Raw genomic sequence first — 22,036 nt, forward strand, 5'->3', positions numbered from 1 at the left:
CCACACACGCCGTCATCCTCGGGCTTGACCCGAGGACCTCCCGCCACATCGCTTCTCATCCATGAAAACCGGCGCGGCGCCTACCGCGCCACGCTGAGCGGCACCACGTCGCCGCGCCGCACCTGCATCACCTCCCGCAGGCTTGCGGCGATATCGCCCGCCGTCATGCCGGCGTCCGAATACATCTCGGCAGGGCTTGCCTGCTCGATGAACCGGTCGGGCAGGCATATATTGCGGATCACCAGCCCCCGGTCAAACGCCCCGCGCCGCGCCAGCTCGTGCAGCACGAGGGAGCCGAAACCGCCCTCGGCCCCCTGCTCGACCGTGATGATCGCGCGGTGATGGCGCACCAACTGCATCAGCAGGTCGGTATCAAGCGGCTTGGCAAAGCGTGCATCGGCCAGCGTCACCGAAATGCCCTCGTCAGCCACCATGTCGGCGGCCACCTGACACTCAAAGAGATGCGCGCCGAACGACAGGATCGCCACATCGGACCCCTCCTCGATCACGCGGCCCCGCCCAATCTCCAGCACCTGCCCCCGCTCGGGCAGCGCCACGCCGGTCCCCGCCCCTCGCGGATAGCGAAAGGCAATCGGCCCCTCATCATGCGCCGCCGCCGTGGCGACCATGTGAACCAATTCCGCCTCGTCCGAGGCGGCCATCACCGTCATACCTGGCAGGTTGCCAAGATATCCGATGTCGAACGCCCCGGCATGGGTCGCGCCATCCGCGCCCACCAGCCCCGCCCGATCAATGGCGAAACGCACCGGCAGGCGTTGCAAGGCCACGTCATGCACCACCTGGTCATAAGCGCGTTGCAGGAAGGTCGAGTAGATCGCACAAAACGGCTTCAGCCCGCTTGCCGCCATCCCCGCCGCAAAGGTCACGCCATGCTGCTCGGCAATGCCCACGTCAAAGACACGGGACGGAAAGCGGTCCGCCATCTTGCCCACGCCGGTGCCATCGGGCATCGCTGCCGTCACCGCGACGATGCGCTCGTCCCGCGCGGCCTCGTCGGCCAGTGCGTTGCCGAAGACGCCGGTATAGGACGGCGCGGCAGGCGCGGATTTCGCCTGCGCCCCGGTGGCGGGGTCGAATTTCGACACGCCATGGCCCCGGTCCGCCGCCCCCTCGGCGGGGGCATAGCCCTTGCCCTTCACGGTGCAGACATGAATGAGCACCGGCCCCGTCGCCCGCGCCCGCGCCGCGCGCAGCACCGGCAGAAGCTGGCCCATGTCATGCCCGTCGATGGGCCCGACATATTGAAATCCCAATTCCTCGAAGAGCGTCCCCGACCCGGTCAGACCCGTCACCAATTGCCGCGCGCGCTTGGCGCTCTCGCGCAGTGGCGCGGGCAGCGCCGCCTCGAACCCTTCGGCCAGAGAGGACATGCGCGCCAGCGGCTCGCTGGCATACATCCGGCTGAGATAGGACGACATCGCCCCCACCGGCGGCGCGATGCTCATCTCGTTATCGTTGAGAATGACGAACAGCCGCCGCCCCTCGGCACCGGCGTTGTTCAGCGCCTCATAGGCCATGCCCGCACTGATCGCCCCGTCGCCGATCACGGCAATGGCGTCGCCCGTGGCCTGCCCCATGTCGCGCGCCACGGTAAAGCCAAGCGCGGCGCTAATCGAGGTCGAGCTATGCGCCGCGCCGAACGGGTCATAGGCCGATTCGCTGCGCTTGGTGAAACCCGACAACCCGTCCTTCTGGCGCAGGGTGCGCATCCGGTCGCGCCGCCCGGTGAGGATCTTGTGCGGATAGCATTGGTGCGACACGTCCCAGATGAGCTTGTCCATCGGCGTGTTGAACACCGCGTGCAGCGCCACGCTCAGCTCCACCACCCCAAGCGACGATCCCAGATGCCCGCCAGTCTCCGAGACCACGGAAATCACCTCGGCGCGCAGCTCATCGGCAAGCGCGCGCAAGTCACTATCCGACAATCGGCGCAAATCCGAAGGGCCTGCCACGCGGTCAAGAACGGGGGTGTCTGGTCTGGGATGGGTCATCTCGGGGCCTCCTCTCAGGTGGCGCAGCGCCACCCGCGCGAGGGCGGCGAGAAGGGGAGCAGGGGCGCGTCACGCACGCGCGCCCCTGCGTCTTGGTCAGTTGCCGTAATCGGGTGCGCCGGTGGTCGCCAGTTCCGGCCAGTCACCGATCACATTGGTGCCTTGCAGGGGCTGTTGATAGCCCTTGTGGCAGGTCGTGCAGCCGGCCTTGGGCACATCACCGTTCGGTCCAAGCCGCGTTTCCGGCAAGAGCGCACCGGCGGGCATGATATAGGTGTTGTTCAACTCGTTCACCATCTGCCGCCCCAGCAAGGCCGTGCCCCATTGCGGAGTGACCTGGGCAGGATCGTAAAACGCGCGGCTGTTGTGGCAGAGCACACAATTCACACCCAGCGAGTTCGCAAAATAGTTCATCAGCGAATAGGTCTGCTCGGCCTTCTGGATCGACGCGTAATCGTCCTTGCCCGGAACACCCGCAACGCGGCTTTCAAGACTGTGGACGTTCACCGGCTCACCCTCGACAAGATAGGCCATGAGCGCGCTTGACGGCAGCGAAGTGTATTGGCTGACGGGGGTGGCCCGGTTCTGCACGGCCCCCCATCCGGCCATCGTCTCGGACACCTGCCCCGGATCAAACCAGATACCGCTCGGCACCGGCTTGCCCTGGTGACAGGTATAGCAGGTGACGCCCACCTGCTTGTTGGCGTTGACATGCCCATCCCAGTTTTCGTTGAGGTTCTGGGTCATGCCGATCATGACATAGCCGACGCTGGTCTGATAGCTTGCCATGTCGTTGAACAGATCGGGTATCCCCGTCCATTCGCGCATCGCCGCCAGCAGTCGGTCGTAATTCTCGACCGTCAGATCCTCCAGCCCCGGCGGCACATTCTCGCGTGCCGCCCCGGCGGTCTCTTCGCCGCCCTGCGGCACCACGGGGGCCGAGGTGCTGGCAAGAAACCCCTCGATGCCGGGATCGGGCCGCGCCAGATCGGCCTTGAACTCGGGGCGCGACATGCCGGTGCCGCGCGGGCCGGTTTGCAGGCTGTCGGTGGCATAGGGCTGACCGAAAGCCACCAGCATCGTGGCGGCGAACACCGCCCCCCCCACCACGCCGATGGCGATGGCGGGGCCGTAGATGTCACGCGGGTTCTCGCGGTTCCATTTGTCAAACCATTTCGGAAACATGGCTTATTCCCCCTGTCCGATAAAGGCTTCGTAGGAGCCGTAAGCCTCGTAGCCGTAAGAGCCGTCATACATGGGCGCGAAATTGTGCTCCTGTGCCCAGATGAACCAGTTATCCACCACGGTGCCGGTTAGCAGGATACCGATGCCCCCCGTGATCGGGGTCAGCACCGCGAACCACCACGCCCAGCGGTGGATACCCTCCATCGTGGCATTAAATCCCATGGTCCAGCGCCAGAAGAGGGCGGCGCGCTCGCTTGCCGTGCCACGATCGACGATCTGCTCCAGCTCCCGGTCGCCGCCATAGCGGGTGACGGCCAGAATGGTCGCCCCGTGCATCGCGAACAAAAGCACCGAGCCATAGAGGAACACGATAGAGAGCGCGTGGAACGGGTTGTAGTAGAGGTTGCCGTAGCGGATCGAAAACGCCGTGGTCCAGTCCAGATGCGGGAAGATCCCATAAGGCACCGCCTCCGACCACGACCCCATCAGCACGGGCCGGAAGAGGCCCAGCACCAGAAAGAGCCAAATGGCCGAGCCGAACGCCCAGAACACATGCTTGCCCATCTTGTGGCTTGCCGCCAGTTGATAGCTGCGCGCCCACCAGGCCATCACCGCTACCAAGAGGAAGAAGGACGAGATGATATACCACCCTCCGTCATTCAACGGCGGCATCGACAACCCATGCTCCGGCCCCGGCGGCTCCAGCGCCAGCCAGAAAAGCTGTCGCAGAAACTCGGGGATCGACCAGCCGACCTGCGCCAGCATGTTCAGCCCCACGACAAAGAACCACATCAGCCCGCTGGCAAGACTCACCACCCCCAGCATCCCGAGGTTGATCGGCCCGATCTGGGCATTGCCCATCCAGCCGGCCAGCTTGGAAAAGAACGGCGTGCCCGCGCGTTCGGCCAACAGGCGCCCGCCGGTGTCGTCCATGCCCATCTCGGGCCTGCCCTGCACCTGCACCTGCGTAAAGATATTTTGATATTCAATCATGGATCACATCCCCACCTGAGAGGGCCAGATCGGCAGATCAAGCCACCAGTTCCACCATTCGGGCCAGCCCTTGGTCCAGACCGGGCCGGAAATGATGATGCATACCGCCGACCAGAACACCGCGTTGATGGCGAGCAGAAAGCCCAGCCGGTGAATCCCCAGCGTGCCCACCGAATAGCCGATGAAATCGCGGAAAAACGTATCCTCGTGATCGGGCGTCTTCATTTCCTCGCCCTTTTCGGGATTGGCCGCCGACAGGATCAGCCCGCCATGCAGCGCCAGCGCCAGCGTGGTGGTGAAAAACAGCGTCACCGCCAGCATATGCGCCGGGTTGTAATGGAAATGCAGATAGGCATAGCCGGTGTTGCTCACCCAATCGAGATGGCTGAAAATGCCGTAAGGAAAGCCATGCCCCCAGGCCCCCATCAGGAGCGGGCGAAAGATCACCAGCGTGACATAGGCCAAAATCGCAAAGCTGAAGGCAAAGGGCACATGATAGCCCATCCCCAGCTTGCGGCAGATTTCCACCTCGCGCAGCGCCCAGCTTATGAAAGCGCCGGTCGCGCAGATCGTGATAACCTGCCAAAGCCCGCCCTCCAGCAGCGGTGCCAGCCCGAGGCCATAGCTCAGGTCGGGCGGCGCGATATTGATAAGCCACGGGTTGAAGGTGCCCTGTTGCGAGGCCCCCCAGAAAATCAGAATGGTGCCGAGCACGGCGAAAAACGCCGTCGTCACCCCGAAAAAGCCGACGTAGAAAGGCCCGACCCAGAAGTCGAACAGATCACCGCCGACGAGCGTCCCCCCCCGGACCCGGTATTTGCGTTCGAAACTGAGCAAAGCCATGTCTCTGCCTCCGCGTTGCGCGGCCCCGGCACATGCATATGCGCCCCTCGGGCCTGACTGTTGACTGGTGTGGTTTGCCGCGGGCAAGAAACCCGCCCGCGGCGCTTTTCTCTGGTAACAGCGCGATCAGCGCCCGTATTTCTGGGCCGCGATTTCAAACCAGTTGAAACCGTCGGTGCTCAGAAGCACGAGGTGAATCATCACCGCCAGCAAGAACAGGAACACGCCCTGCGCCACGAAAACGCGGCGGGGGTCGAAGATCAGCCATATTTTGTAAAACTTAGCCATTTTCTACCCCTTTCCTCAGAACCACGGGAACCAGATGAAGGTCGCGATATGCGCGACCACTGCAACCAGCGAGAACAGCCAGAGGCCGCTCATATACACTGAATGCAGTTCCTGGGCCTGCTCGTCTGTGAGACCTGTGAACGACAGGTCGGATTTATCAGCCATGAACTTTCCTCCGGAATGTTATGCTGACGCCGCGGCACCCCGCGGCCGGGTCCCTCGGGGCCGGATGGCCCTTCAGGGTCTGTCCGCCCTTTCGGGCGTGCAGTCTCGGATTTCGGTCAGGGGCCATGGGCCTCAGACCGAGAAAATCATCGGCGTGATCCGGTCCGCCTCAAGCCAGGCGCGCGCCAGCGGCCCGTTGAGGTTGAGCGTGCGCTGACGGATCACGTCACGCACCCAACGCACGGCGGCGAAGGGGATCGCGAAAAAGAAGATGCAGAAGAAATACACCCGGTATTCGGCGCTGCTGCGGCGGGGCGCGCGGCGGCGCACCGGGGCGCTGGATGTCATGTCAGTCATCGGTCAGTTCCTCCCTTTCGGACGGTATGTTCGGGGTCACGCGGTGAAGGGCGGCAAGCGTCACGCGCCCTTCGCCATGGTTAAGGGCTGCTTCCTCGGCGCTGTCGCGCAGCGTCTTGGCCGCCGATATCCGGGTCAGCACGGGATGGCTCTCGACGATCCGCGCCAGCGCGGCGCTCGCCTCCACATCCCATGGCAGATCGCGGCGCAAGGGCGTGGGCGTGGCCGGGCCTGCATCCATCTCCGATCCCAGCGGCAGGATATGGAACAGCGCATCGAAAAGCCCGTTGCACACTTCCTGCAATAGATACGTCGCCCCCGCATAGCCCATCATCGGCGTGCCCGTGGCGCGCCGGATCGCGGCACCGGGAAATCCTGCGGGGATGAAGGCCGGGCGCGGCCCATGGCCCGCGCTCATCTCGGCCAGATACATCTTTTCGTTGATCGACCCCATCAGGATCAGCGGGCGCTTGCCGTGGATCAGGGCGCGCACCTCGTCGTTATTGGTCTTCTTGCCCGCAAGACGCGGGATGGCAAAGGCGCAAGGCAGCCCCAGATCACCCTCGAGATAGGCGCGGATGCCGCGCGTATAGGTCTCGTTCGCGACAATGCCGAAATTCGCCGTGGCAAAGAAATCCTGCGTGACCGAGCGCCACAGATCCCAGACCGGTTTCAGCGTGGAATGCTTTTCGCGCGCGATGAACGGTTCCGGGTCAAGCCCCAGCATCTCGCCAAGCTTTTGCAAAAACAACGTCGTCGACTCGACACCGATCGGCGCTTGCAGATAGGGCTTGCCCAGAACCTCGGCCAAACCACGGCCAAACTCACGATACATCACGATATTGGCGTCCGCGTTGACCAGATTGCGCATCTCCGCGAGATGCGCGCCCATCGGCATCACCATGTTGACCTCGGCCCCGATCCCCTCGACCAGACGCCGGATTTCGGCGAGATCGGACGGCATGTTGAACGTGCCATACATCGGCCCGAGGATATTGACGCGGGGCGCGCAGCCCTCTTCGCGCTTCTTCTCGGGCGGCATCCGGCCCTTGGTCATGGCGAACTCGGTGAAAATCCAGGTCATCGCCCGGTCAGCGGACTGCCATTGATCCTCGTCGATGGTGCGCGGCAGGAACCGCTGAATATTGGTGCCCTGAGGCGTCACACCCCCGCCGATCATCTCAGCGATCGAGCCGGTGACAACCACGGCGGGCAGCGCCGGATCGAGCGTGCCCCAGGCGCGTTTCATCGCCTCTTCCGTGCCCGCGCCCATCTCGCCCTCGCCCAGCCCCGTCACCACGATGGGCAACTCATGCGGGGGCAGCGCGTCGGTGTAATGCAAGACGGAGGTCACCGGCAGGTTCTCGCAGCCCACGGGGCCGTCGATCACCACCTGCAATCCCTTGACGGCGCAGAAGGCATAGACCGCCCCCCAATAGCCGCCCGCGCGATCATGATCCTGGATCAGCATCAGATCATCTCCTGCGCTTTGGCGGCGCGCGCCTTTTTCTCGATCTTCTTGAGGTTCGTCGCGCGGAAGTCCTCGCGGATATTCGGATCGGCCTCCCACACACCCGCCGTATCGCCGGTGCCCACACCCTCGAAAAATTCTCGCATCTTGCCCATGCGCGCCTTGTTTCCCATGGCGGCATTGACCACCTCGGCAAGGCTTCCCGCGCCAGCCGGTCCCATCAGGGGCCGCGCCGAAATGAGGTTGGTGAAGTAAAGCGCCGGGATGCCGCGCTCCTTGGCCTTTTGCACCACCGGCGTCGTGCCGATGGCGAGGTCGGGCTGCACCGCTTCCATCGCGGCGCAATCATCCTCCAGCGAGGCGCGGAATTTTACCTTCACGCCCTTCGCGGCCAGCCATTCGGCATCCGCCGCCGACCACGGTGATTTCGCGCAAGCCGTTCCCACGTATGGGATATGCGCCCCGCTCTCGATCAGCAGCCGCGCCACCAGCAACTCGCTGCCCTCATAGCCCGAAAGCGTGATCGTGCCCTTCACGGGGGCCTTGGCCAGCGCCGCCTTGATCGCGGGCAAAAACGCGTTCTGCGCCGCCGCCACCTTGTCAGCCGCCAACCCGAACGCCTCGCCAATCCCGGCCAGCCACGCCGCCGTGCCGTCATGCCCCACCGGTGCAGAGCCCACGATGGGCCGCCCGGCGGCCTCGAATTCACGCACTGCCGCCGTGTAGAACGGATGGATCGCCGCCACCGCCCCGCAATCGAGCGCGGCATAAAGCTCGCGCCATTCGCGGCATGGCACCACCGGCCCGACGGCCAGCCCCATGGGCGCCAGCATCGCCCCGATCATCATCGGGTCTGCCGGAAACATCTCGCCCAAGAGCGTCACCGTGGGCCTGTCCGACACGCCACCCTCGGGTGCCGCCACCGGCCCCGCCTCGACCTCCTTGCGCGCATAATTCAGCATCGCGCCGGCCAGCACATCCTTGGCCTCGGCATGGGTCGGCACACCGAATCCGGGCACGTCGATGCCCACGATCCGCACCCCGTTGATTTCCTTGGGCAACAGCCGCAACGGCACACCGCTTGCCGTGGGCACGCAGAGGTTGGTCACCACCACCGCGTCATAACGCTCGGGATCGGCCATCTCGTGCACGCTCTCGCGGATATCCTCGAACAACTTGCCGGTCACGAGGCTCTCGGAATTGAACGGCACATAGCCAACCGAGCGCCGCGCCCCGTAGAAATGCGACACGAATGTCAGGCCATAAACACAGCAGGCAGACCCGCTCAGCACCGTCGCCACGCGCTTCATCCGCAGCCCCACCCGCAGCGAGCCGAACGCCGGGCACATGCTTTGCGGCTTGTCATGCGGGCCCTTGGGGTAATCGGCGGCATAGCGGTCAAGCAGGTCCGATTGCCCCGCCTTGCGCGCGGCCTCGGTCATCTCATCCTTGGCGTGACAGCCCGCGCCATCGCCCTCATTCACCTTGGCCGAAATATCCTCGGGGGGGCGCTCCGCAGGGGCGCGGGGGGCGGAAAGCCCCCCTCCACCGTCGCCGCCATCCTCATGCCTCGTCATAGATCACCTCCAGCGAGGCCTTGGGCGCGGAATGCTTGCCGCGCATATCGGCATCGGTCGCAGGCTCCAGAACGATATCGCCGCCCGTATCCTTGCTGTCGAAAAGCGCCAGAAGCCCATCCTGATCGAGCGGGTTCGGGCGGACCGGCGGGGCCACGCCGACCGCTTCGGCCAGCCCGGCAAAGAGATCGCCCCACTGGCTCTGCATGGTGCCGACGATCTGGTAATTGGCGGATTTCTTGCGCAGGTCGTCATCCTGCGGGATCGCGGCCAGAACCGGGATGTCCACCGCCTTGGCGAAGGCCTGCGCCTCGCCGGAATGGTCGTCCTTGTTGATCACAAGACCCGCGACACCAACATTGCCGCCCATCTTGCGGAAATATTCCACCGCCGAGCAGACATTGTTGGCCACGTAAAGCGATTGCAGATCGTTCGAGGCCACCAGGATGACCTTCTGCGCCATGTCCCGCGCAATCGGCAGGCCAAAGCCCCCGCAAACCACGTCGCCGAGGAAATCCAGCAAGACGTAATCGAAATCCCAGTCGTGAAAGCCCAGCTTTTCCAGGAGTTCGAACCCGTGGATGATCCCGCGCCCGCCACAGCCCCGGCCCACTTCCGGCCCGCCAAGCTCCATCGCGAAAACACCGCCGCGCTTGAAACACACGTCGCCGATCTTCACCGGCTCTCCGGCGAGGTTCTTTTTCGTCGAGGTCTCGATGATCGTGGGGCACGCCTTGCCGCCAAATAGCAGCGAGGTGGTATCCGATTTCGGATCGCAGCCGATGAGCAGCACGCGCTTGCCCTGTTCGGCCATCATGTGGCTGAGATTGGCCAGCGTGAAGGATTTCCCGATCCCGCCCTTGCCGTAGATCGCGATGATCTGCGTCTTCTTGGTGGGCGGGGCCTGCGGCACTTCAAGGGTCGGCTCCTGGGCCGCCTCGTCGCGCAGCCGCTTGTCGAATGCCTTGAGATTGGGCACGTCGTCTTTCATGCGGCGTCCTTCCAGTTGAGAATCATCTTGAGACAGTCGGGATCACCGAAGGCCGTGCGATAGGCTTGGGGCGCATCTTCGGCCCGCGCCTGATGGGTGATGAGACCGCCCAGCGACAGCGCGCCGGTCTCGATCAGGTCGCGCACCGCGACCAGATCCCCTCGTGTCCATTCTGCCGCCACCCGCAGCCGCGCCTCGCGCATGAAGGCGGGCGGAAAGGCAAAGCTCAGACCGGCAGGATAAAATCCCGCCAGCACGATCTCGCCGCCCTTGGCCAGCCGCCCGATCAGATCGTCAAGGATCGCGGCATTGCCCGAGGCATCGTAGATTGCGCGATAATCGCGGCGCGGGTCGTCCTCGGGGGCGATCACCTGATAGCCCTCGGCCCCGCTGCGCCGACCGGGTTCGACCTCCCACACGACCGGCGCGGGCGCGCCCGCCGCAATCGCCAGCCGCGCGAGAAGCCGACCGAGAACGCCGTGACCGACGATAAGATCGGGCATGGACTTGTCGAGCCCCGCCATCGTGTGCCGCGCGGTGGCGGCGAGCGCCAAAAGCGCGCCCTCGGCCTCCATCGCGGGATCAATCCGCGTCACGCGCTCGGCAGGGCTCACCAGCCGTGCCGCCGCGCCACCAAAGAGGCCATGCGCCCCCTCAAAACAATTCGCCCCCGGCACGAAAACATGATCGCCGGGGCGATAGCCGGTGGCCGGGTCTGCCTCGACCACCTCGCCCGCGGCCTCATAGCCGGGCACCAGCGGATAGCCCATGCCCGGAAAGGGCGGCATCGTGCCAGTCCAGAAAAGCTTCTCCGTGCCGGTGGAAATCCCCGAATGCGCGATCTCCACGACGATATCCCCCGCCCCCGGCGTCTTGAGCGCAAGCCTGCCAAGATGAAGGTCCTCGGGACCGTTCAAAAAGACAGCGCGGGTTTCCATGATCGCCTCCCAGCTTGCCCGATCCGCGTCCCGATAGATTCGGGTGCCGTGATGCGAGCGATTGATGTCAGTGTAACCGGACAATTACATGTGTCAAGTTTGCGTGACACTTTTCCGCGTAAAAGTTGTCAACCGGGCTTCACACAGCTTAGTGCGCCGGTGATATAGGGGCGTGGCGCGCGCGGGATGCTCACCTGCGCGAATCCCGCCTCGCGGCACATCTGCGCGATACGCGCCGCCGACCGCACGCGGCCCGTGCCCATCGCCATCGTGTAGAAGGCGAAATACACGTCGCCCGCGCGCTCGGGCCGTGCCCCGCCCGCCATCGGCTCGGCCACGATCAGCCGCCCGCCCGGCGGCAGCGCCGCGTGGCACTTGGCCAGCAGGTCGCGCACCGTGTCATCCTCGTGGTCATAAAGCACCCGGATGAGCGAGATCGCATCGGCCCCACCCGGCAGCGCCTCCTCGCGAAAAGACCCCGCCAGCATCTCGACCCGCCCCGACAGCCCCGCCGCGCCCAGCCGCCGCGCGGCCTCGGGGCGCACCTCGGGCAGATCGTAAAGCCGCAGGCCCATGCCCCGGTAGCGCCGCGCCACAGCCGCGATGAACGCGCCAGAGCCGCCGCCCACATCCATCAGGCAGCGCAGCCCGCGCAAGGGCACCATGCGCAACACATCCTCGGCCACCAACCCTTGGGATTGCGCCATGAGGTCGGAATAACGCTCTGCCACCTCCGGCGCGATGCCGCTGCCAGCCCCGAAAACATAAGGCCAGAACCGCGCCAACTCGGTCTCGCCCTCACCCCGCAGGAGCGCCACCGGATCGGCCATATCGGCGTAAAACGCGCGGTGATGGCGGATCATCGCCTCCAGCCCCGGCACCCCCAGCAGCGCCGCACCGCGCCGCGCCAGCACGAATCGCCCGTCACGGCGGCGCCTGAGCAGCCCCAGCGCCGCACCCGCCTGCACCAGATAGGCCATGCGGTCGGGCGGCACATCGCAGGTGCGCGCCAGCGCCCCGGCCTCTTGCGCGCCCTGATGATAGAGCCGCCGCAACACGCCCAGCTCCACCAGCGCGAACAACACCTGCGATTGCACGAATCCCTGCACCAGATCGAACAGCACCGCCCCATCGCGCCGGGCAATGCTGCGGATGACCGGCACGCGCGCCGCAAGGCTCTGAAATCGCGGATTGGCCAGCAGCCGCGCGACCATCCCCGCGCGCGGGCGGCGCGGGGCCGGCACTGCCTCCGGCATCGCCACGCCGGTCAGGCCGTCGCCGCGCGGGCGGGCAGCTTGGGCATGATCTGCTCGGCCTGCGCGCGCACCATCGCCGCGAGCGCGGCCTCGCCGGGGCAGGACGGGATCGACGCGATGGCCCCGGCCAGGATATCGTTCAGCCGCGCCACCGCCCCCGAAACACCCAGCTCTGCCACCGCATTGGGCCGCCCGTGCAGATCGTCCTGCCCCACCGGCTTGCCCAGGCTCGCCTCGTCGAGCAGCGCATCGCGCAGATCGTCGGCCACCTGGAACGCCTCGCCGATCAGCGCGCCCAGATCGTGCCACGGCTCCGGCTCCTGTCCGGCGGCGATGGCCCCCATCTGCGTGGCGGCGATAAAGAGCGCGCCGGTCTTGGCCCGGTGATAGGCCGCGAGGTCAATCGCCGCCTCGCTCTCCCAGCCCTGCCCCGCGCAAATGCCATGCGGCATCCCGGTCTGCCGCGACAACACCCCCACAAGGGCCAGCGCCCGCCCCGGATCCTCCGCCCCCGCGCGGCTCAGCACGTCAAAGGCCAGCACGATCAGGCTGTCACCGGCCAGCACCGCCAGCGGCTCGGAATAGGCGCGATGCACCGAGGGCTTGCCCCGCCGCAGATCGGCATCGTCGAAACAGGGCAGATCGTCATGCACGAGGCTCGCACAGTGAATGAGTTCCAGCGCGGCGGCGGCGGCGTCCGAGAGCGCCGGGCGATCCTCGCCACAGGCGCGCGCCACCGATAACAGGATCGTGGGCCGTATCCGCGCGCCGCCGGGCGTCACGGCATGGGTGAGCGCGCCCGACAGGCGGCGCGGCGCGCGCGCGCCCGAGGCATGGCACAGCGCCGCGCCAATGGCGGCCTCGATCCGGTCTGAAATGGGCATGTGGGGCCTCCCGCGTCGCCACTGTCATTTATAAATGACACTACATATGTAAATCATACTGGACAGTTTGCGCGCGCGAGTCAACAATCCTCCCATGACATTCGCCGCCTCCCCCCCGCCCCGCGCCGATCACACCGTGATCGTGGGCGCGGGCGTGGGCGGGCTGGCCACGGCGGCGCGGCTGGCCCATGCCGGGCTGGCCGTCACCGTGATCGAGCGCCACGCCCATTTGGGCGGCAAGATGCGCGCGCTGCCCTCGGATGCGGGGCCGGTCGCGGCGGGGCCGACGGTTCTGACCATGCGCCACGTCTTTGACGCGCTGTTCGAGATATGTGGCGAGCGGCTCGACGACCACCTGACCCTTATCCGCCAACCGCTGCTGGCGCGGCATTTCTGGCCCGATGGCAGCCGCCTCGACCTCTACGATGACGCGGATCGCAGCGCCGAGGCCATCGCCGATTTCGCAGGCCCCCGCGCGGCGGCACAGTTCCGCGCCTTCGATGCCCGCACCCGCGCGCTCTTTGACGGGTTCGACGCGCCGATGATGCAGGCCGCCGTGCCCCGGCCCCTCGACCTCGCGCGCCACGTCATGGCCCATCCCGGCCTCTTGCGCCACATGGCCCCGCATCAAAGCCTCGCAGCCCTGCTGCGGCACAGCTTCGACGATCCGCGCCTCGCGCAACTCTTCGGACGCTACGCCACCTATGTTGGCGGGATGCCTGCGGGCGTGCCGGCGCTGCTGTCGCTCATCTGGCGCGCCGAGTCTGCCGGGGTCTGGGCGGTCGCGGGCGGAATGCACATGTTCGCGGCAGCCCTCGCCGATCTTGCCCGCCGCCAAGGTGCCGTGATCGAGACCGGCACCCATGTCGCGCGCATCGACATTTCCGACGGCGCGGTCACCGGCGTCACGCTTGAAGATGGCCGCCACCTGCCTTGCACAAACGTGGTGTTCAACGGTGATCCCCGCGCGCTCGCCACCGGCGCGCTCGGCCCCGATTGCGCGCAGGTTGCGCCCGCCACGCGCACCGCGCCGCGCAGCCTCTCGGCCGAGGTTTGGGCCTTCGCGGCCCGCGCCAACGGCCCCGACCTCGCCCATCACAACGTCTTTTTCCGCGCCGACCCGGCCCCCGAATTCGCCGCCCTCGCGCGCGGCGAAACGGCCCCCGATCCCACGCTCTATGTCTGCGCGATGGATCGCGGGATGGGCACCGCCCCGCCCGCGCCCGAGCGCTTCGAGATCATCGCCAACGCCCCGCCCCTCCCGGCGGACACAGCCCCGACCAAGGAGTCCCCATGCCCGACTCGGATCTTCGCGACACTGGCCCGCTTCGGCCTGCGCTTCACCCCCGCACCGACGACGCAAAGCCTGACCACGCCGCAGGGGTTCGCCCGCCTCTTCCCGGCCTCGCTCGGTGCGCTCTACGGGCAGAGCCCGCATGGCACGATGGCGGCCTTTCAGCGCCCGACGGCACGCACGGGCGTGACGGGCCTCTACCTCGCGGGCGGGGGGGCGCATCCGGGGGCGGGGGTGCCGATGGCGGCGCTCTCCGCACGGCACGCGGCAGAGGCGATCTTGAGCGACCGAATTTCGACATCGCCGTGCCGCCCGACGGCTATGCCTGGTGGTATCTCGACGGGCTGAGCGAGGACGGCACCCGCGCCATCTCGGTCATCGGCTTCATCGGCTCGGTGTTCTCGCCGTGGTATGCGTGGTCGGGCCGCCGCGACCCTGCGAACCACGTTTGCATCAACGTCGCCACCTACGGCCCCGGCGGGCGCTTTACCATGACCGACCGGGGCAGCAGCGCCCTGCGCCAGAGCGCCGATTGCCTCACTGTCGGCCCCTCCTCGATGCGCTGGCAGGATGGCCAGCTCATCGTCGAGATCGACGAGATCGGCGCGCCGCCAATGGTGTCGCGCGTGCGCGGGCGCGTCACCGTCACGCCTGCGGCCATCACCGGGGTCGAGGTCGCGCTCAGCCCCGACGGGGCGCATGTCTGGCGGCCCTTCGCCCCGGTCTGCGATATCACCGTCGCGCTCGAGGCGCCGGGTTGGCACTGGTCCGGCCACGGCTATTTCGACGCCAATTTCGGCACCCGCGCGCTCGAGGCCGATTTCAGCCGCTGGACATGGGGCCGCTTTCCAACCGCCGCCGGGGCCACCTGTTTCTACGACGCCACCCGCCGCGATGGCAGTAGCCTCGCCCTCGGGCTACGCTTTGACGCTGGTGGCAGCGCGCAGGAGATCACCCCGCCCCCCAAGGCGCGGCTCCGCCGCAGCCTCTGGGCGCTGGCACGCGAAACCCGCGCCGATCCGGGCCACATCCCCCGGCAGGTGCTGCCGATGCTCGACGCGCCGTTCTATTGCCGCGCGGCGGTGCAAACCCGGATCGACGGAGAGGATATCGTGGGCGTCCACGAGGCGCTCGACCTCGACCGCTTTCGCGCGGCGATGCTCAAGCCGATGCTGGCAATGCGGGTGCCGCGCCGGGCGCGCTGGCGGTTCGACGAGCCTAGCGCGCCACGTCCGGGTTGAGCCGCAGAACCGACAGGTTCAGCGCGCCCGCCACCGATACCCAGACAAGATAGGGCACGAACAAAAGCCCCGCGATCGTGTCGACCTGCCACAGCGCCACCAGCGTCGCTGCCACCGACAGCCACAGCGCGCCCAGCACCACAAGGCCCAAGCCCATCCGCCGCAGCCCGAAAAATACCGGCGTCCACAGCCCGTTCAGCGCGATCTGCAACGCCCAGAGCGCCATTGCCAGCGCGTTGTCGGGGCTCATCGCCACGCGCGCCCCGGCGGTGGCCATGCAGAGGTAAAGTATTGTCCACGCCGCAGGAAACAGCCAGTTGGGCGGCGTCCACCACGGCTTTTTCAGCCGCGCATACCAGTCTCCGGGCGGAAACAGCCCGCCGGTCGATCCGGCGGCGAAACAGGCGGCGAGGAAAATGGCGAAAATCACATATATCATGCGCGTGACATAGCCGGATCGGCGCGGCGCTGCAATGCGGCCAGACGCTCGGCATCGCGGTGCTTGAGATTGGCAAGCGTCGCGTGCAACGTATCCGACCAATCGCGCGTCGCCCGCCCTTCGGTAGCCGCCGCCTCGACCAGAAAATCATTCTCTGGCAATGGTTTGGCATATAGCAGCGCCGGGCCGGGCATGACCATGCTCGCCCCCGCCCGCAGCCCCGCCAGCCCCAGCCAGCCCAGTTTCTGCCCCCCCGTGGTGCGCGCCCGCCCGGCGAAAGGATCGCAGCCGCCACGCCGCACCGCGCCGCCGATCCCGGCATAGATGAGCCGCGCGGCATAGATACCGGGGCGGCAATCGACCGGCAGCGCCGCGATCCCCGCCTCGGCGCGGGTATAGAGACCATCGGCCTCGCGCAACAGCCGCGCAACCAGCCTGCGCAGCTCGGGAGAGCTGTCAGGGCGGGCCAGAAACGCTTCGGGATCAATGCCTTCCGCCGTCATCCAGTCAAGCGGCAGATAAAGCCGCCCCTCGCCGGCATCCTCGGCCACATCGCGCGCGATATTGGTAAGCTGCATCGCCACACCCAGATCACAGGCCCGCGCCAGCACCTCGGCGCGGCGCTCGCGCATGAGCACGCACATCATCGCCCCCACCGCCGCCGCCACCCGCGCCGAATAGGCCCTAAGCCCTTGCAAATCCTGATAAACCCGCCCCTCGGCATCCCAGGCCAGCCCCTCCAGAAGCGCCTCGGGCAGGGCGCGCGGCATGTCGAAATCCGCGATCACGGCGGCAAAGGCGCGGTCGGCAGGCGCGTTGCGCGGGCGACCGCGATAGGCGAGGTCAAGCCGCTCGTGCAGGCGCAGCACCGCCTCGGCCTTGTGCTCCTGCAAATCCACCGCGTCATCGGCCAGCCTGCAAAACGCATAGAGCGCCAGCGCCGGATCGCGCAGCCGCCGGGGCAAGAGCCGGGACGCGGCGTGAAACGACCGCGAGCCATGCTTGATGGCCGCCACGCAATGCGCCATGTCGCCTGCGGCAATCATCGCGCGACCACCGGATCGGGCACCACCTGCGCCAACACCTCGGCGCTCATGATGACACCGGGCACGCCCGCGCCGGGATGCGTGCCCGCCCCCACGAGGTATAGCCCGCGCGCCTCCTCGCTCAGGTTATGAGGCCGGAACCACGCGCTTTGCAGGATGCGCGGCTCGATGGAGAACCCCGCGCCATGCGGGCTCAGATACCGGTCACGGAACGTCTCGGGGGTGAATATCTCGGACGGGCCAAGATGCGCGCCAAGGCCTGGAAGCAATTGATCCTCCAGCACGTTCTGCACCTTTTGGCGATAGGGCTCGGCCTCGGCCTGCCAGTCCACCGGATCGCCATGGCCCAGATGCGGCACCGGGCTGAGAACATAGAACGTGTCATCGCCCTCGGGCGCGACCGTCGGATCGGTCACCGAGGGGCGATGCACGTAAAGGCTCATGTCATCCGCCAGCCTGCCCTTGATGAAAATGTCGCGCACAAGGCCCTTGTAGCGCGGCCCGTTGAGGATGGTGTGATGGCCCGCCTCGGGCCACATCCCCGCCGTGCCCTTGGTGCCGAAATACCACACGAAAAGCCCCATCGACCAGCGCGACCGCCGCAGCCGCGCGGGCGTCCAGCGCCGCTTTTGATGGTTGCGCATGAGGTGGTCATAGGTATGGCCTGCATCGGCGTTGGACACCACGATGTCGGCGGGCACCACCTCTCCCGAGACCAGCCGCAGCCCCCGCGCGCGCCCGTCTTTCACAAGGATTTCATCCACTTCCGCATTTTGGCGCACGATGCCGCCCTGCCCGGCGATCACGCGCGTCATCGCCTCGGCAATCGCCGCCACGCCGCCAATGGCGTAATGCACGCCGAATTCCTTTTCCAGGTGGCTGACCAGCGCATACATCGAGGTGACGTGGAACGGATCGCCGCCGATAAAGAGCGGATGAAACGACAGCGCCATTTGCAACCGCGGATCGCGCACCCGCCGCGCGGCATGGGCCGCGACCGAACGGTCGGCCCGCAGCCAGGCGAATTTCGGCAGCACCTTGATAAGATCCCACAGCCGGTGCATGGGCCGCCGCCCCAACTCGACAAAGCCAAAGCGATACCGCGCCTCGGCATCGCGCACGAACCGGTCATAGCCCGCCAGATCACCGGGAGAGAGCCGCGCCACCTCGGCGCGCATCGCCTCCGGCTTGGCCCGCGCGGCAAAGCGGCTGCCATCGGGCCAGCGAATCTCGTAGAAGGGATCGAGCGCGCGCAGGTCCACATCGGCATCGAAATCGCGCCCGCACGCGGCCCAGAGATCGCGCAAGCCCTGCGGCACGGTGACAATCGTCGGCCCCAGATCAAACCGGTGGCCGTCGCGAATCAGGTGCGAGCCGCGCCCGCCGGGGCTATCCAACCGGTCGAACACCGTCACGCGATAGCCCTTGGCCCCCAGCCGCATGGCCGAGGCAAGCCCGCCAAGCCCCGCCCCGATCACCGCCGCGTGCGGGGTGACGGGATGGGCGGTGTCGGGGCTCAGCGCGGGATCAAGACGTGTCAACATGAGATCAGCCTACACCTGTCAAGTTAAGTTGACAATCGGCGATTGACGGCTTTTCATGACAACACAAGCCGTGGCACACTTGCACGCAGGCAAATCGACGGAGCAGGACCATTACACCCCAGACCCAGACCGTCAGCCTGAGCTTTTTCCGCTTCGGCCCGACCGCGCATCGGCTCTGGGCCTTTGCGATGATGGGGCTGGCGCGGCGCGCATTGGCCGCCACCCCCGGCATCGGCTTCTGGAAACTTTGCGGCTCGGGCACTGGCGAGGGGTTCACCCCGCGCCCCAACACCGCCGTTTACGCGATCCTCGCCACGTGGCCCGACCGCGCCACCGCCGAGGCGCAAACCGTCACCGCCCCCGCCTTTACCCGCTACCACGCCCGCGCGCTTGAAAACTGGACGGTGTTCCTGCGCCCCGTCTCAGTGCGCGGCACATGGGCGGGCGCGGCCCCGTTCCACGCAGGTGCCGATACCAAAAGCGGCCCGCTTGCCGCGCTCACCCGCGCCACGGTCCGCCCCTCCCGCGCGCTGCGATTCTGGCGGCGCGTGCCCGATATCAGCGCGGTGATCGGCGATGATCCACATGTCGCCTTCAAGATCGGCATCGGCGAGGTGCCGCTTTTGCACCAGGTCACCTTCTCGATCTGGCCCTCCGCCGCCGCGATGGCGCAATTCGCCCGCGCCGACGGCCCCCATGCCCGCGCCATCCGCGCCGTGCGCGATGGCGACTGGTTCGCCGAAGAGCTTTACGCCCGCTTCCGCGTCACCGGCGCGCGGGGCACATGGCACGGCCAAGACCCCCTAGCAGACCTGAAAGAAACCGCATGACCTCTGCCTTCCCCTTCTCCGCCATCGTCGGACAATCCGACATGAAACGCGCCATGATCCTGACCGCGATCGATCCGGGCCTTGGCGGCGTGCTTGTCTTCGGCGACCGGGGCACCGGCAAATCCACCGCCGTGCGCGCGCTCGCGGCGCTGCTGCCGCCCATCCGGCAGGTCGCCGCCTGCCCGGTCAATTCCGAGCACCCCGAGGACTGCCCCGATTGGGCAAATGTCACCGACCCCGCGATGACCGAGCGCCCCACCCCGGTGATCGACCTGCCCTTGGGCGTGACCGAGGACCGCGTGACCGGCGCGCTCGATATCGAGCGGGCGCTGACGCGCGGCGAAAAGGCGTTCGAGCCGGGGCTGCTGGCGCGCGCCAATCGCGGCTATCTCTACGTGGACGAGGTCAACCTCTTGGAGGATCACATCGTCGATCTGCTGCTCGACGTGGCGCAAAGCGGCGTCAATATCGTCGAGCGCGAGGGCCTGTCGATCCGCCACCCGGCGCGCTTCGTGCTCGTTGGCTCCGGCAACCCGGAGGAGGGCGAGTTGCGCCCGCAACTACTGGACCGCTTTGGCCTTTCGGTCGAGGTGCGCTCGCCCGACGATATCGAGGAACGCGTCGAGGTGATCCGCCGCCGCCACGCTTTCGAGACCGATACCGCCGCTTTCATGGCCCATTGGGGGGCCGAGGATGCGCACCTGCGCGCCGCGATCCTGACGGCACGCGCGGCGCTGGCGGGCACCGACACGCCCGACGCGATCCTGACCGACTGCGCGCGGCTCAGCCTCGCGCTGGGCACCGACGGGCTGCGCGGCGAGTTGACGCTTCTGCGCGCCGCGCGCGCGCTTGCCGCCTTCGAGGGCGCGGCGCGGATCGCGCCCGCGCATCTGCGCGCCGTGGCACCGCTTGCGCTCAGCCACCGGCTGCGCCGCGACCCGCTCGACGAGGCCGGATCGGGCGCGCGCGTCGCGCGCGCCGTGGCCGAGGTGCTGGGGTGAGCAACGCCACCGATATGGGCCGGGCGCTCGCCGCTCTGGCGCTCGATCCCGGCGGCCTTGGCGGGCTGGTGCTGCGCGCGCGCGCAGGCCCCGCCCGCGCGGCATTCGAGGCGGCGCTGGCGCGCCTGCCGGGGCAGGCGCGGCGTATCCATCCCGACACGCCCGATGCGGTGCTTTTCGGCGGGCTTGACGTGGCTGCCTCGCTCGCCGCCGGGCGGGGGGTGCAGAGCGCGGGGCTTGCGGGCACGCCCTGCCGCCTGCTGCTGCCAATGGCCGAGCGCACGCGCGCAGGCCTTGCCGCGCGGCTTGGGCAGATGCTCGATGCGGGGCGCGGCCACAGCCTGATCGCGCTCGACGAGGGGGCAGAGCCGGACGAGGCCGTGCCGCCCGCGCTGGCCGAGCGGCTGGCCTTTCACATCGACCTCACCGCGCTGCGCGCGCGCGACGCCGAAATCGCCCTGCCCGCCCCCGCCGATCTTGATGCCGCGCGCGCGGCCCTGCACGCCACCACGCTGCCCGAGGGGGCGGCAGCCACGCTCACCACGCTGGCCGCGCGGTTCGGGATCGACAGCCTGCGTGCGCCGCTCATGGCGCTGCGCGCGGCGCGCGCGCTCGCCGCGCTCGACGGGGCCGCAGAGGCCACCGCCGACCACCTGCGCGAGGCCGCCGAACTGGTCTATCCGTCGCGCGCCACGCAAATGCCCGAGGCCGATGAGCCGCCAAACGAGGACGAGCCCCCGCCGCCCCCCGAGGAGGACAGCCGCGACGGCGGCGAGGACGAGGCCGCGCAGGACCTGCCCGACGACATCCTGGTTGCCGCCATCGCCGCGCGCCTGCCCGCAGGCCTGCTTGATCCGGCGCGCGCCGCCGCCATGCGCGGCGGGCCTGCCGCCAATGGCGGGGCGGGCGACCGGCAGGCGGGGCGGCATCGCGGCCGCCCGATGCCCGCCCGGCCGGGCCGCCCCGACGGGCGCGCGCGCATCGACCCGGTGGCCACCCTGCGCGCCGCCGCGCCGTGGCAAACCCTGCGCCGCGCAGCGGCGGGCGCGCCCGTTGAGAGGGTGATCGTGCGCCCCGCCGATATCCACCTCGCGCGGTTCGAGACGCGGCGCGACCGGCTGCTGATCTTTGCCGTCGATGCCTCCGGCTCTGCCGCGCTGGCGCGGCTGGCCGAGGCCAAGGGCGCGGTGGAATTGCTGCTCGCACAGGCCTATGCGCGGCGCGACCAGGTGGCGCTGGTGGCGTTTCGCGGCACCGGGGCCGAGACGCTGCTACCACCCACCCGCGCGCTGGTGCAGGCCAAGCGGCGGCTGGCGGCGCTGCCCGGCGGCGGCGGCACGCCGCTGGCGGCGGGGCTGCTGGCGGCGGGAGAGATGGCGGCGCAGGCGCGCAGGCAAGGGCTAAGCCCGTTTCTCGCCTGCCTCACCGACGGGCGCGGCAATATCGCGCTCGACGGCACGCCGGGGCGCGAAGCGGCGCTGGAGGATGCCCACACCGTCGCCGCGCGGCTGCGCGCCGGAGGGCTGCCCGCGCTGCTCATCGACACCGCCGCCCGCCCCGGCCCGCAAGGCGCCGGGATCGCCGCCGCGATGGGCGCGCGCTACCTCGCCCTGCCGCGTGCCGATGCCACCCGCCTGAGCGCCGCCATCGGCGCCGCGCGCGACGATCTCGCGGGCTGAGG

General features: G+C 67.9%; 21 protein-coding genes. 5 read left to right on the forward strand and 16 right to left on the reverse strand.

Features of this window, described 5'->3' with window-relative positions; translation table 11 throughout:
* Nucleotides 1–80 precede the first annotated feature (80 nt).
* The 13 genes from dxs to ABIE58_RS05345 form a co-directional block, all read right to left on the reverse strand.
* Nucleotides 81–2,012: a 1-deoxy-D-xylulose-5-phosphate synthase gene (gene dxs / locus ABIE58_RS05285; RefSeq protein WP_354543649.1), complete on the reverse strand. Its 1,932-nt coding sequence runs from the start codon at nt 2,010–2,012 to the stop codon at nt 81–83.
* Nucleotides 2,013–2,108: 96 nt separating this feature from the next.
* Entirely contained in the window at nt 2,109–3,197 is a 1,089-nt protein-coding gene (gene pufC / locus ABIE58_RS05290) for a photosynthetic reaction center cytochrome PufC (RefSeq protein ID WP_354543650.1), read from the reverse strand.
* A gap of 3 nt (nt 3,198–3,200) precedes the next feature.
* Nucleotides 3,201–4,190, reverse strand: coding sequence for a photosynthetic reaction center subunit M (gene pufM / locus ABIE58_RS05295; RefSeq protein ID WP_354543651.1), 990 nt, complete (start codon nt 4,188–4,190; stop codon nt 3,201–3,203).
* 3 nt (nt 4,191–4,193) lie between these two features.
* The gene (gene pufL / locus ABIE58_RS05300) at nt 4,194–5,033 is read right to left on the reverse strand and encodes a photosynthetic reaction center subunit L (protein ID WP_354543652.1); all 840 of its coding nucleotides are present in this window, start codon (nt 5,031–5,033) and stop codon (nt 4,194–4,196) included.
* Nucleotides 5,034–5,159: 126 nt separating this feature from the next.
* Nucleotides 5,160–5,321, reverse strand: coding sequence for a light-harvesting antenna LH1, alpha subunit (pufA, locus tag ABIE58_RS05305; RefSeq protein ID WP_354543653.1), 162 nt, complete (start codon nt 5,319–5,321; stop codon nt 5,160–5,162).
* 15 nt (nt 5,322–5,336) lie between these two features.
* Nucleotides 5,337–5,486, reverse strand: coding sequence for a light-harvesting antenna LH1, beta subunit (pufB, locus tag ABIE58_RS05310; RefSeq protein WP_354537205.1), 150 nt, complete (start codon nt 5,484–5,486; stop codon nt 5,337–5,339).
* 132 nt (nt 5,487–5,618) lie between these two features.
* Nucleotides 5,619–5,843: a cytochrome PufQ gene (gene pufQ / locus ABIE58_RS05315; protein ID WP_354543654.1), complete on the reverse strand. Its 225-nt coding sequence runs from the start codon at nt 5,841–5,843 to the stop codon at nt 5,619–5,621.
* The gene (gene bchZ, locus ABIE58_RS05320) at nt 5,836–7,314 is read right to left on the reverse strand and encodes a chlorophyllide a reductase subunit Z (RefSeq protein WP_354543655.1); all 1,479 of its coding nucleotides are present in this window, start codon (nt 7,312–7,314) and stop codon (nt 5,836–5,838) included. The genes pufQ and bchZ overlap by 8 nt, the downstream gene beginning before the upstream one ends.
* Complete coding sequence (gene bchY / locus ABIE58_RS05325; RefSeq protein ID WP_354543811.1) at nt 7,314–8,756, reverse strand: chlorophyllide a reductase subunit Y; 1,443 nt, start codon at nt 8,754–8,756, stop codon at nt 7,314–7,316. The genes bchZ and bchY overlap by 1 nt, the downstream gene beginning before the upstream one ends.
* 121 nt (nt 8,757–8,877) lie before the next feature.
* Entirely contained in the window at nt 8,878–9,882 is a 1,005-nt protein-coding gene (locus ABIE58_RS05330; RefSeq protein ID WP_354543657.1) for a chlorophyllide a reductase iron protein subunit X, read from the reverse strand.
* Nucleotides 9,879–10,820: a chlorophyll synthesis pathway protein BchC gene (gene bchC / locus ABIE58_RS05335; protein ID WP_354543812.1), complete on the reverse strand. Its 942-nt coding sequence runs from the start codon at nt 10,818–10,820 to the stop codon at nt 9,879–9,881. Before bchC ends, ABIE58_RS05330 begins: the two co-directional genes overlap by 4 nt.
* Nucleotides 10,821–10,948: 128 nt before the next feature.
* On the reverse strand, nt 10,949–12,076 hold the full coding sequence (locus ABIE58_RS05340) for a methyltransferase (protein WP_354543658.1): 1,128 nt from the start codon (nt 12,074–12,076) through the stop codon (nt 10,949–10,951).
* 11 nt (nt 12,077–12,087) lie between these two features.
* Nucleotides 12,088–12,960 carry a polyprenyl synthetase family protein gene (locus ABIE58_RS05345; RefSeq protein WP_354543659.1) on the reverse strand — a complete coding sequence of 291 codons (873 nt, stop codon included), beginning with the start codon at nt 12,958–12,960 and terminating at the stop codon, nt 12,088–12,090.
* 94 nt (nt 12,961–13,054) lie between these two features.
* On the opposite strand from ABIE58_RS05345, the gene crtD reads away from it, so the two are divergent.
* Nucleotides 13,055–14,602, forward strand: a complete 1,548-nt coding sequence (gene crtD, locus ABIE58_RS05350) for a 1-hydroxycarotenoid 3,4-desaturase CrtD (protein WP_354543660.1) — start codon at nt 13,055–13,057, stop codon at nt 14,600–14,602.
* Nucleotides 14,560–15,495, forward strand: a complete 936-nt coding sequence (gene crtC / locus ABIE58_RS05355) for a carotenoid 1,2-hydratase (protein ID WP_502950065.1) — start codon at nt 14,560–14,562, stop codon at nt 15,493–15,495. Before crtD ends, crtC begins: the two co-directional genes overlap by 43 nt.
* Here crtC and tspO read toward each other — a convergent pair.
* From tspO to ABIE58_RS05370, 3 genes are read right to left on the reverse strand one after another with little or no spacing between them, the layout of a single operon-like run.
* Nucleotides 15,473–15,934, reverse strand: coding sequence for a tryptophan-rich sensory protein TspO (gene tspO, locus ABIE58_RS05360; protein WP_354543661.1), 462 nt, complete (start codon nt 15,932–15,934; stop codon nt 15,473–15,475). The genes crtC and tspO overlap by 23 nt on opposite strands.
* Nucleotides 15,931–16,980, reverse strand: coding sequence for a 15-cis-phytoene synthase (crtB, locus tag ABIE58_RS05365; protein ID WP_354543662.1), 1,050 nt, complete (start codon nt 16,978–16,980; stop codon nt 15,931–15,933). The genes tspO and crtB overlap by 4 nt, the downstream gene beginning before the upstream one ends.
* Entirely contained in the window at nt 16,977–18,524 is a 1,548-nt protein-coding gene (locus ABIE58_RS05370; RefSeq protein WP_354543663.1) for a phytoene desaturase, read from the reverse strand. Before ABIE58_RS05370 ends, crtB begins: the two co-directional genes overlap by 4 nt.
* Before the next feature lie 137 nt (nt 18,525–18,661).
* Here ABIE58_RS05370 and crtA point away from each other — a divergent pair, with 137 nt between their 5' ends.
* From crtA to ABIE58_RS05385, 3 genes are read left to right on the forward strand one after another with little or no spacing between them, the layout of a single operon-like run.
* Nucleotides 18,662–19,354 (forward strand): spheroidene monooxygenase, encoded by a 693-nt coding sequence (gene crtA / locus ABIE58_RS05375; RefSeq protein WP_502950067.1) that lies wholly within the window; start codon nt 18,662–18,664, stop codon nt 19,352–19,354.
* Nucleotides 19,351–20,355, forward strand: coding sequence for a magnesium chelatase ATPase subunit I (gene bchI / locus ABIE58_RS05380; protein ID WP_354543664.1), 1,005 nt, complete (start codon nt 19,351–19,353; stop codon nt 20,353–20,355). Before crtA ends, bchI begins: the two co-directional genes overlap by 4 nt.
* 14 nt (nt 20,356–20,369) lie before the next feature.
* Entirely contained in the window at nt 20,370–22,034 is a 1,665-nt protein-coding gene (locus ABIE58_RS05385; protein WP_354543815.1) for a magnesium chelatase subunit D, read from the forward strand.
* Nucleotides 22,035–22,036: the final 2 nt, after the last annotated feature.

Source organism: Roseovarius sp. MBR-78 (assembly GCF_040547535.1).
Classification (GTDB): domain Bacteria; phylum Pseudomonadota; class Alphaproteobacteria; order Rhodobacterales; family Rhodobacteraceae; genus Roseovarius.

Bases quoted from the DNA above. Each gene is read 5' to 3' on its own strand.
- dxs (WP_354543649.1), bottom strand. From the start codon at position 2,012: ATGACCCATCCCAGACCAGACACCCCCGTTCTTGACCGCGTGGCAGGC.
- pufC (WP_354543650.1), bottom strand. From the start codon at position 3,197: ATGTTTCCGAAATGGTTTGACAAATGGAACCGCGAGAACCCGCGTGAC.
- pufM (WP_354543651.1), bottom strand. From the start codon at position 4,190: ATGATTGAATATCAAAATATCTTTACGCAGGTGCAGGTGCAGGGCAGG.
- pufL (WP_354543652.1), bottom strand. From the start codon at position 5,033: ATGGCTTTGCTCAGTTTCGAACGCAAATACCGGGTCCGGGGGGGGACG.
- pufA (WP_354543653.1), bottom strand. From the start codon at position 5,321: ATGGCTAAGTTTTACAAAATATGGCTGATCTTCGACCCCCGCCGCGTT.
- pufB (WP_354537205.1), bottom strand. From the start codon at position 5,486: ATGGCTGATAAATCCGACCTGTCGTTCACAGGTCTCACAGACGAGCAG.
- pufQ (WP_354543654.1), bottom strand. From the start codon at position 5,843: ATGACTGACATGACATCCAGCGCCCCGGTGCGCCGCCGCGCGCCCCGC.
- bchZ (WP_354543655.1), bottom strand. From the start codon at position 7,314: ATGCTGATCCAGGATCATGATCGCGCGGGCGGCTATTGGGGGGCGGTC.
- bchY (WP_354543811.1), bottom strand. From the start codon at position 8,756: ATGACCGAGGCCGCGCGCAAGGCGGGGCAATCGGACCTGCTTGACCGC.
- ABIE58_RS05330 (WP_354543657.1), bottom strand. From the start codon at position 9,882: ATGAAAGACGACGTGCCCAATCTCAAGGCATTCGACAAGCGGCTGCGC.
- bchC (WP_354543812.1), bottom strand. From the start codon at position 10,820: ATGGAAACCCGCGCTGTCTTTTTGAACGGTCCCGAGGACCTTCATCTT.
- ABIE58_RS05340 (WP_354543658.1), bottom strand. From the start codon at position 12,076: ATGCCGGAGGCAGTGCCGGCCCCGCGCCGCCCGCGCGCGGGGATGGTC.
- ABIE58_RS05345 (WP_354543659.1), bottom strand. From the start codon at position 12,960: ATGCCCATTTCAGACCGGATCGAGGCCGCCATTGGCGCGGCGCTGTGC.
- crtD (WP_354543660.1), top strand. From the start codon at position 13,055: ATGACATTCGCCGCCTCCCCCCCGCCCCGCGCCGATCACACCGTGATC.
- tspO (WP_354543661.1), bottom strand. From the start codon at position 15,934: ATGATATATGTGATTTTCGCCATTTTCCTCGCCGCCTGTTTCGCCGCC.
- crtB (WP_354543662.1), bottom strand. From the start codon at position 16,980: ATGATTGCCGCAGGCGACATGGCGCATTGCGTGGCGGCCATCAAGCAT.
- ABIE58_RS05370 (WP_354543663.1), bottom strand. From the start codon at position 18,524: ATGTTGACACGTCTTGATCCCGCGCTGAGCCCCGACACCGCCCATCCC.
- bchI (WP_354543664.1), top strand. From the start codon at position 19,351: ATGACCTCTGCCTTCCCCTTCTCCGCCATCGTCGGACAATCCGACATG.
- ABIE58_RS05385 (WP_354543815.1), top strand. From the start codon at position 20,370: ATGGGCCGGGCGCTCGCCGCTCTGGCGCTCGATCCCGGCGGCCTTGGC.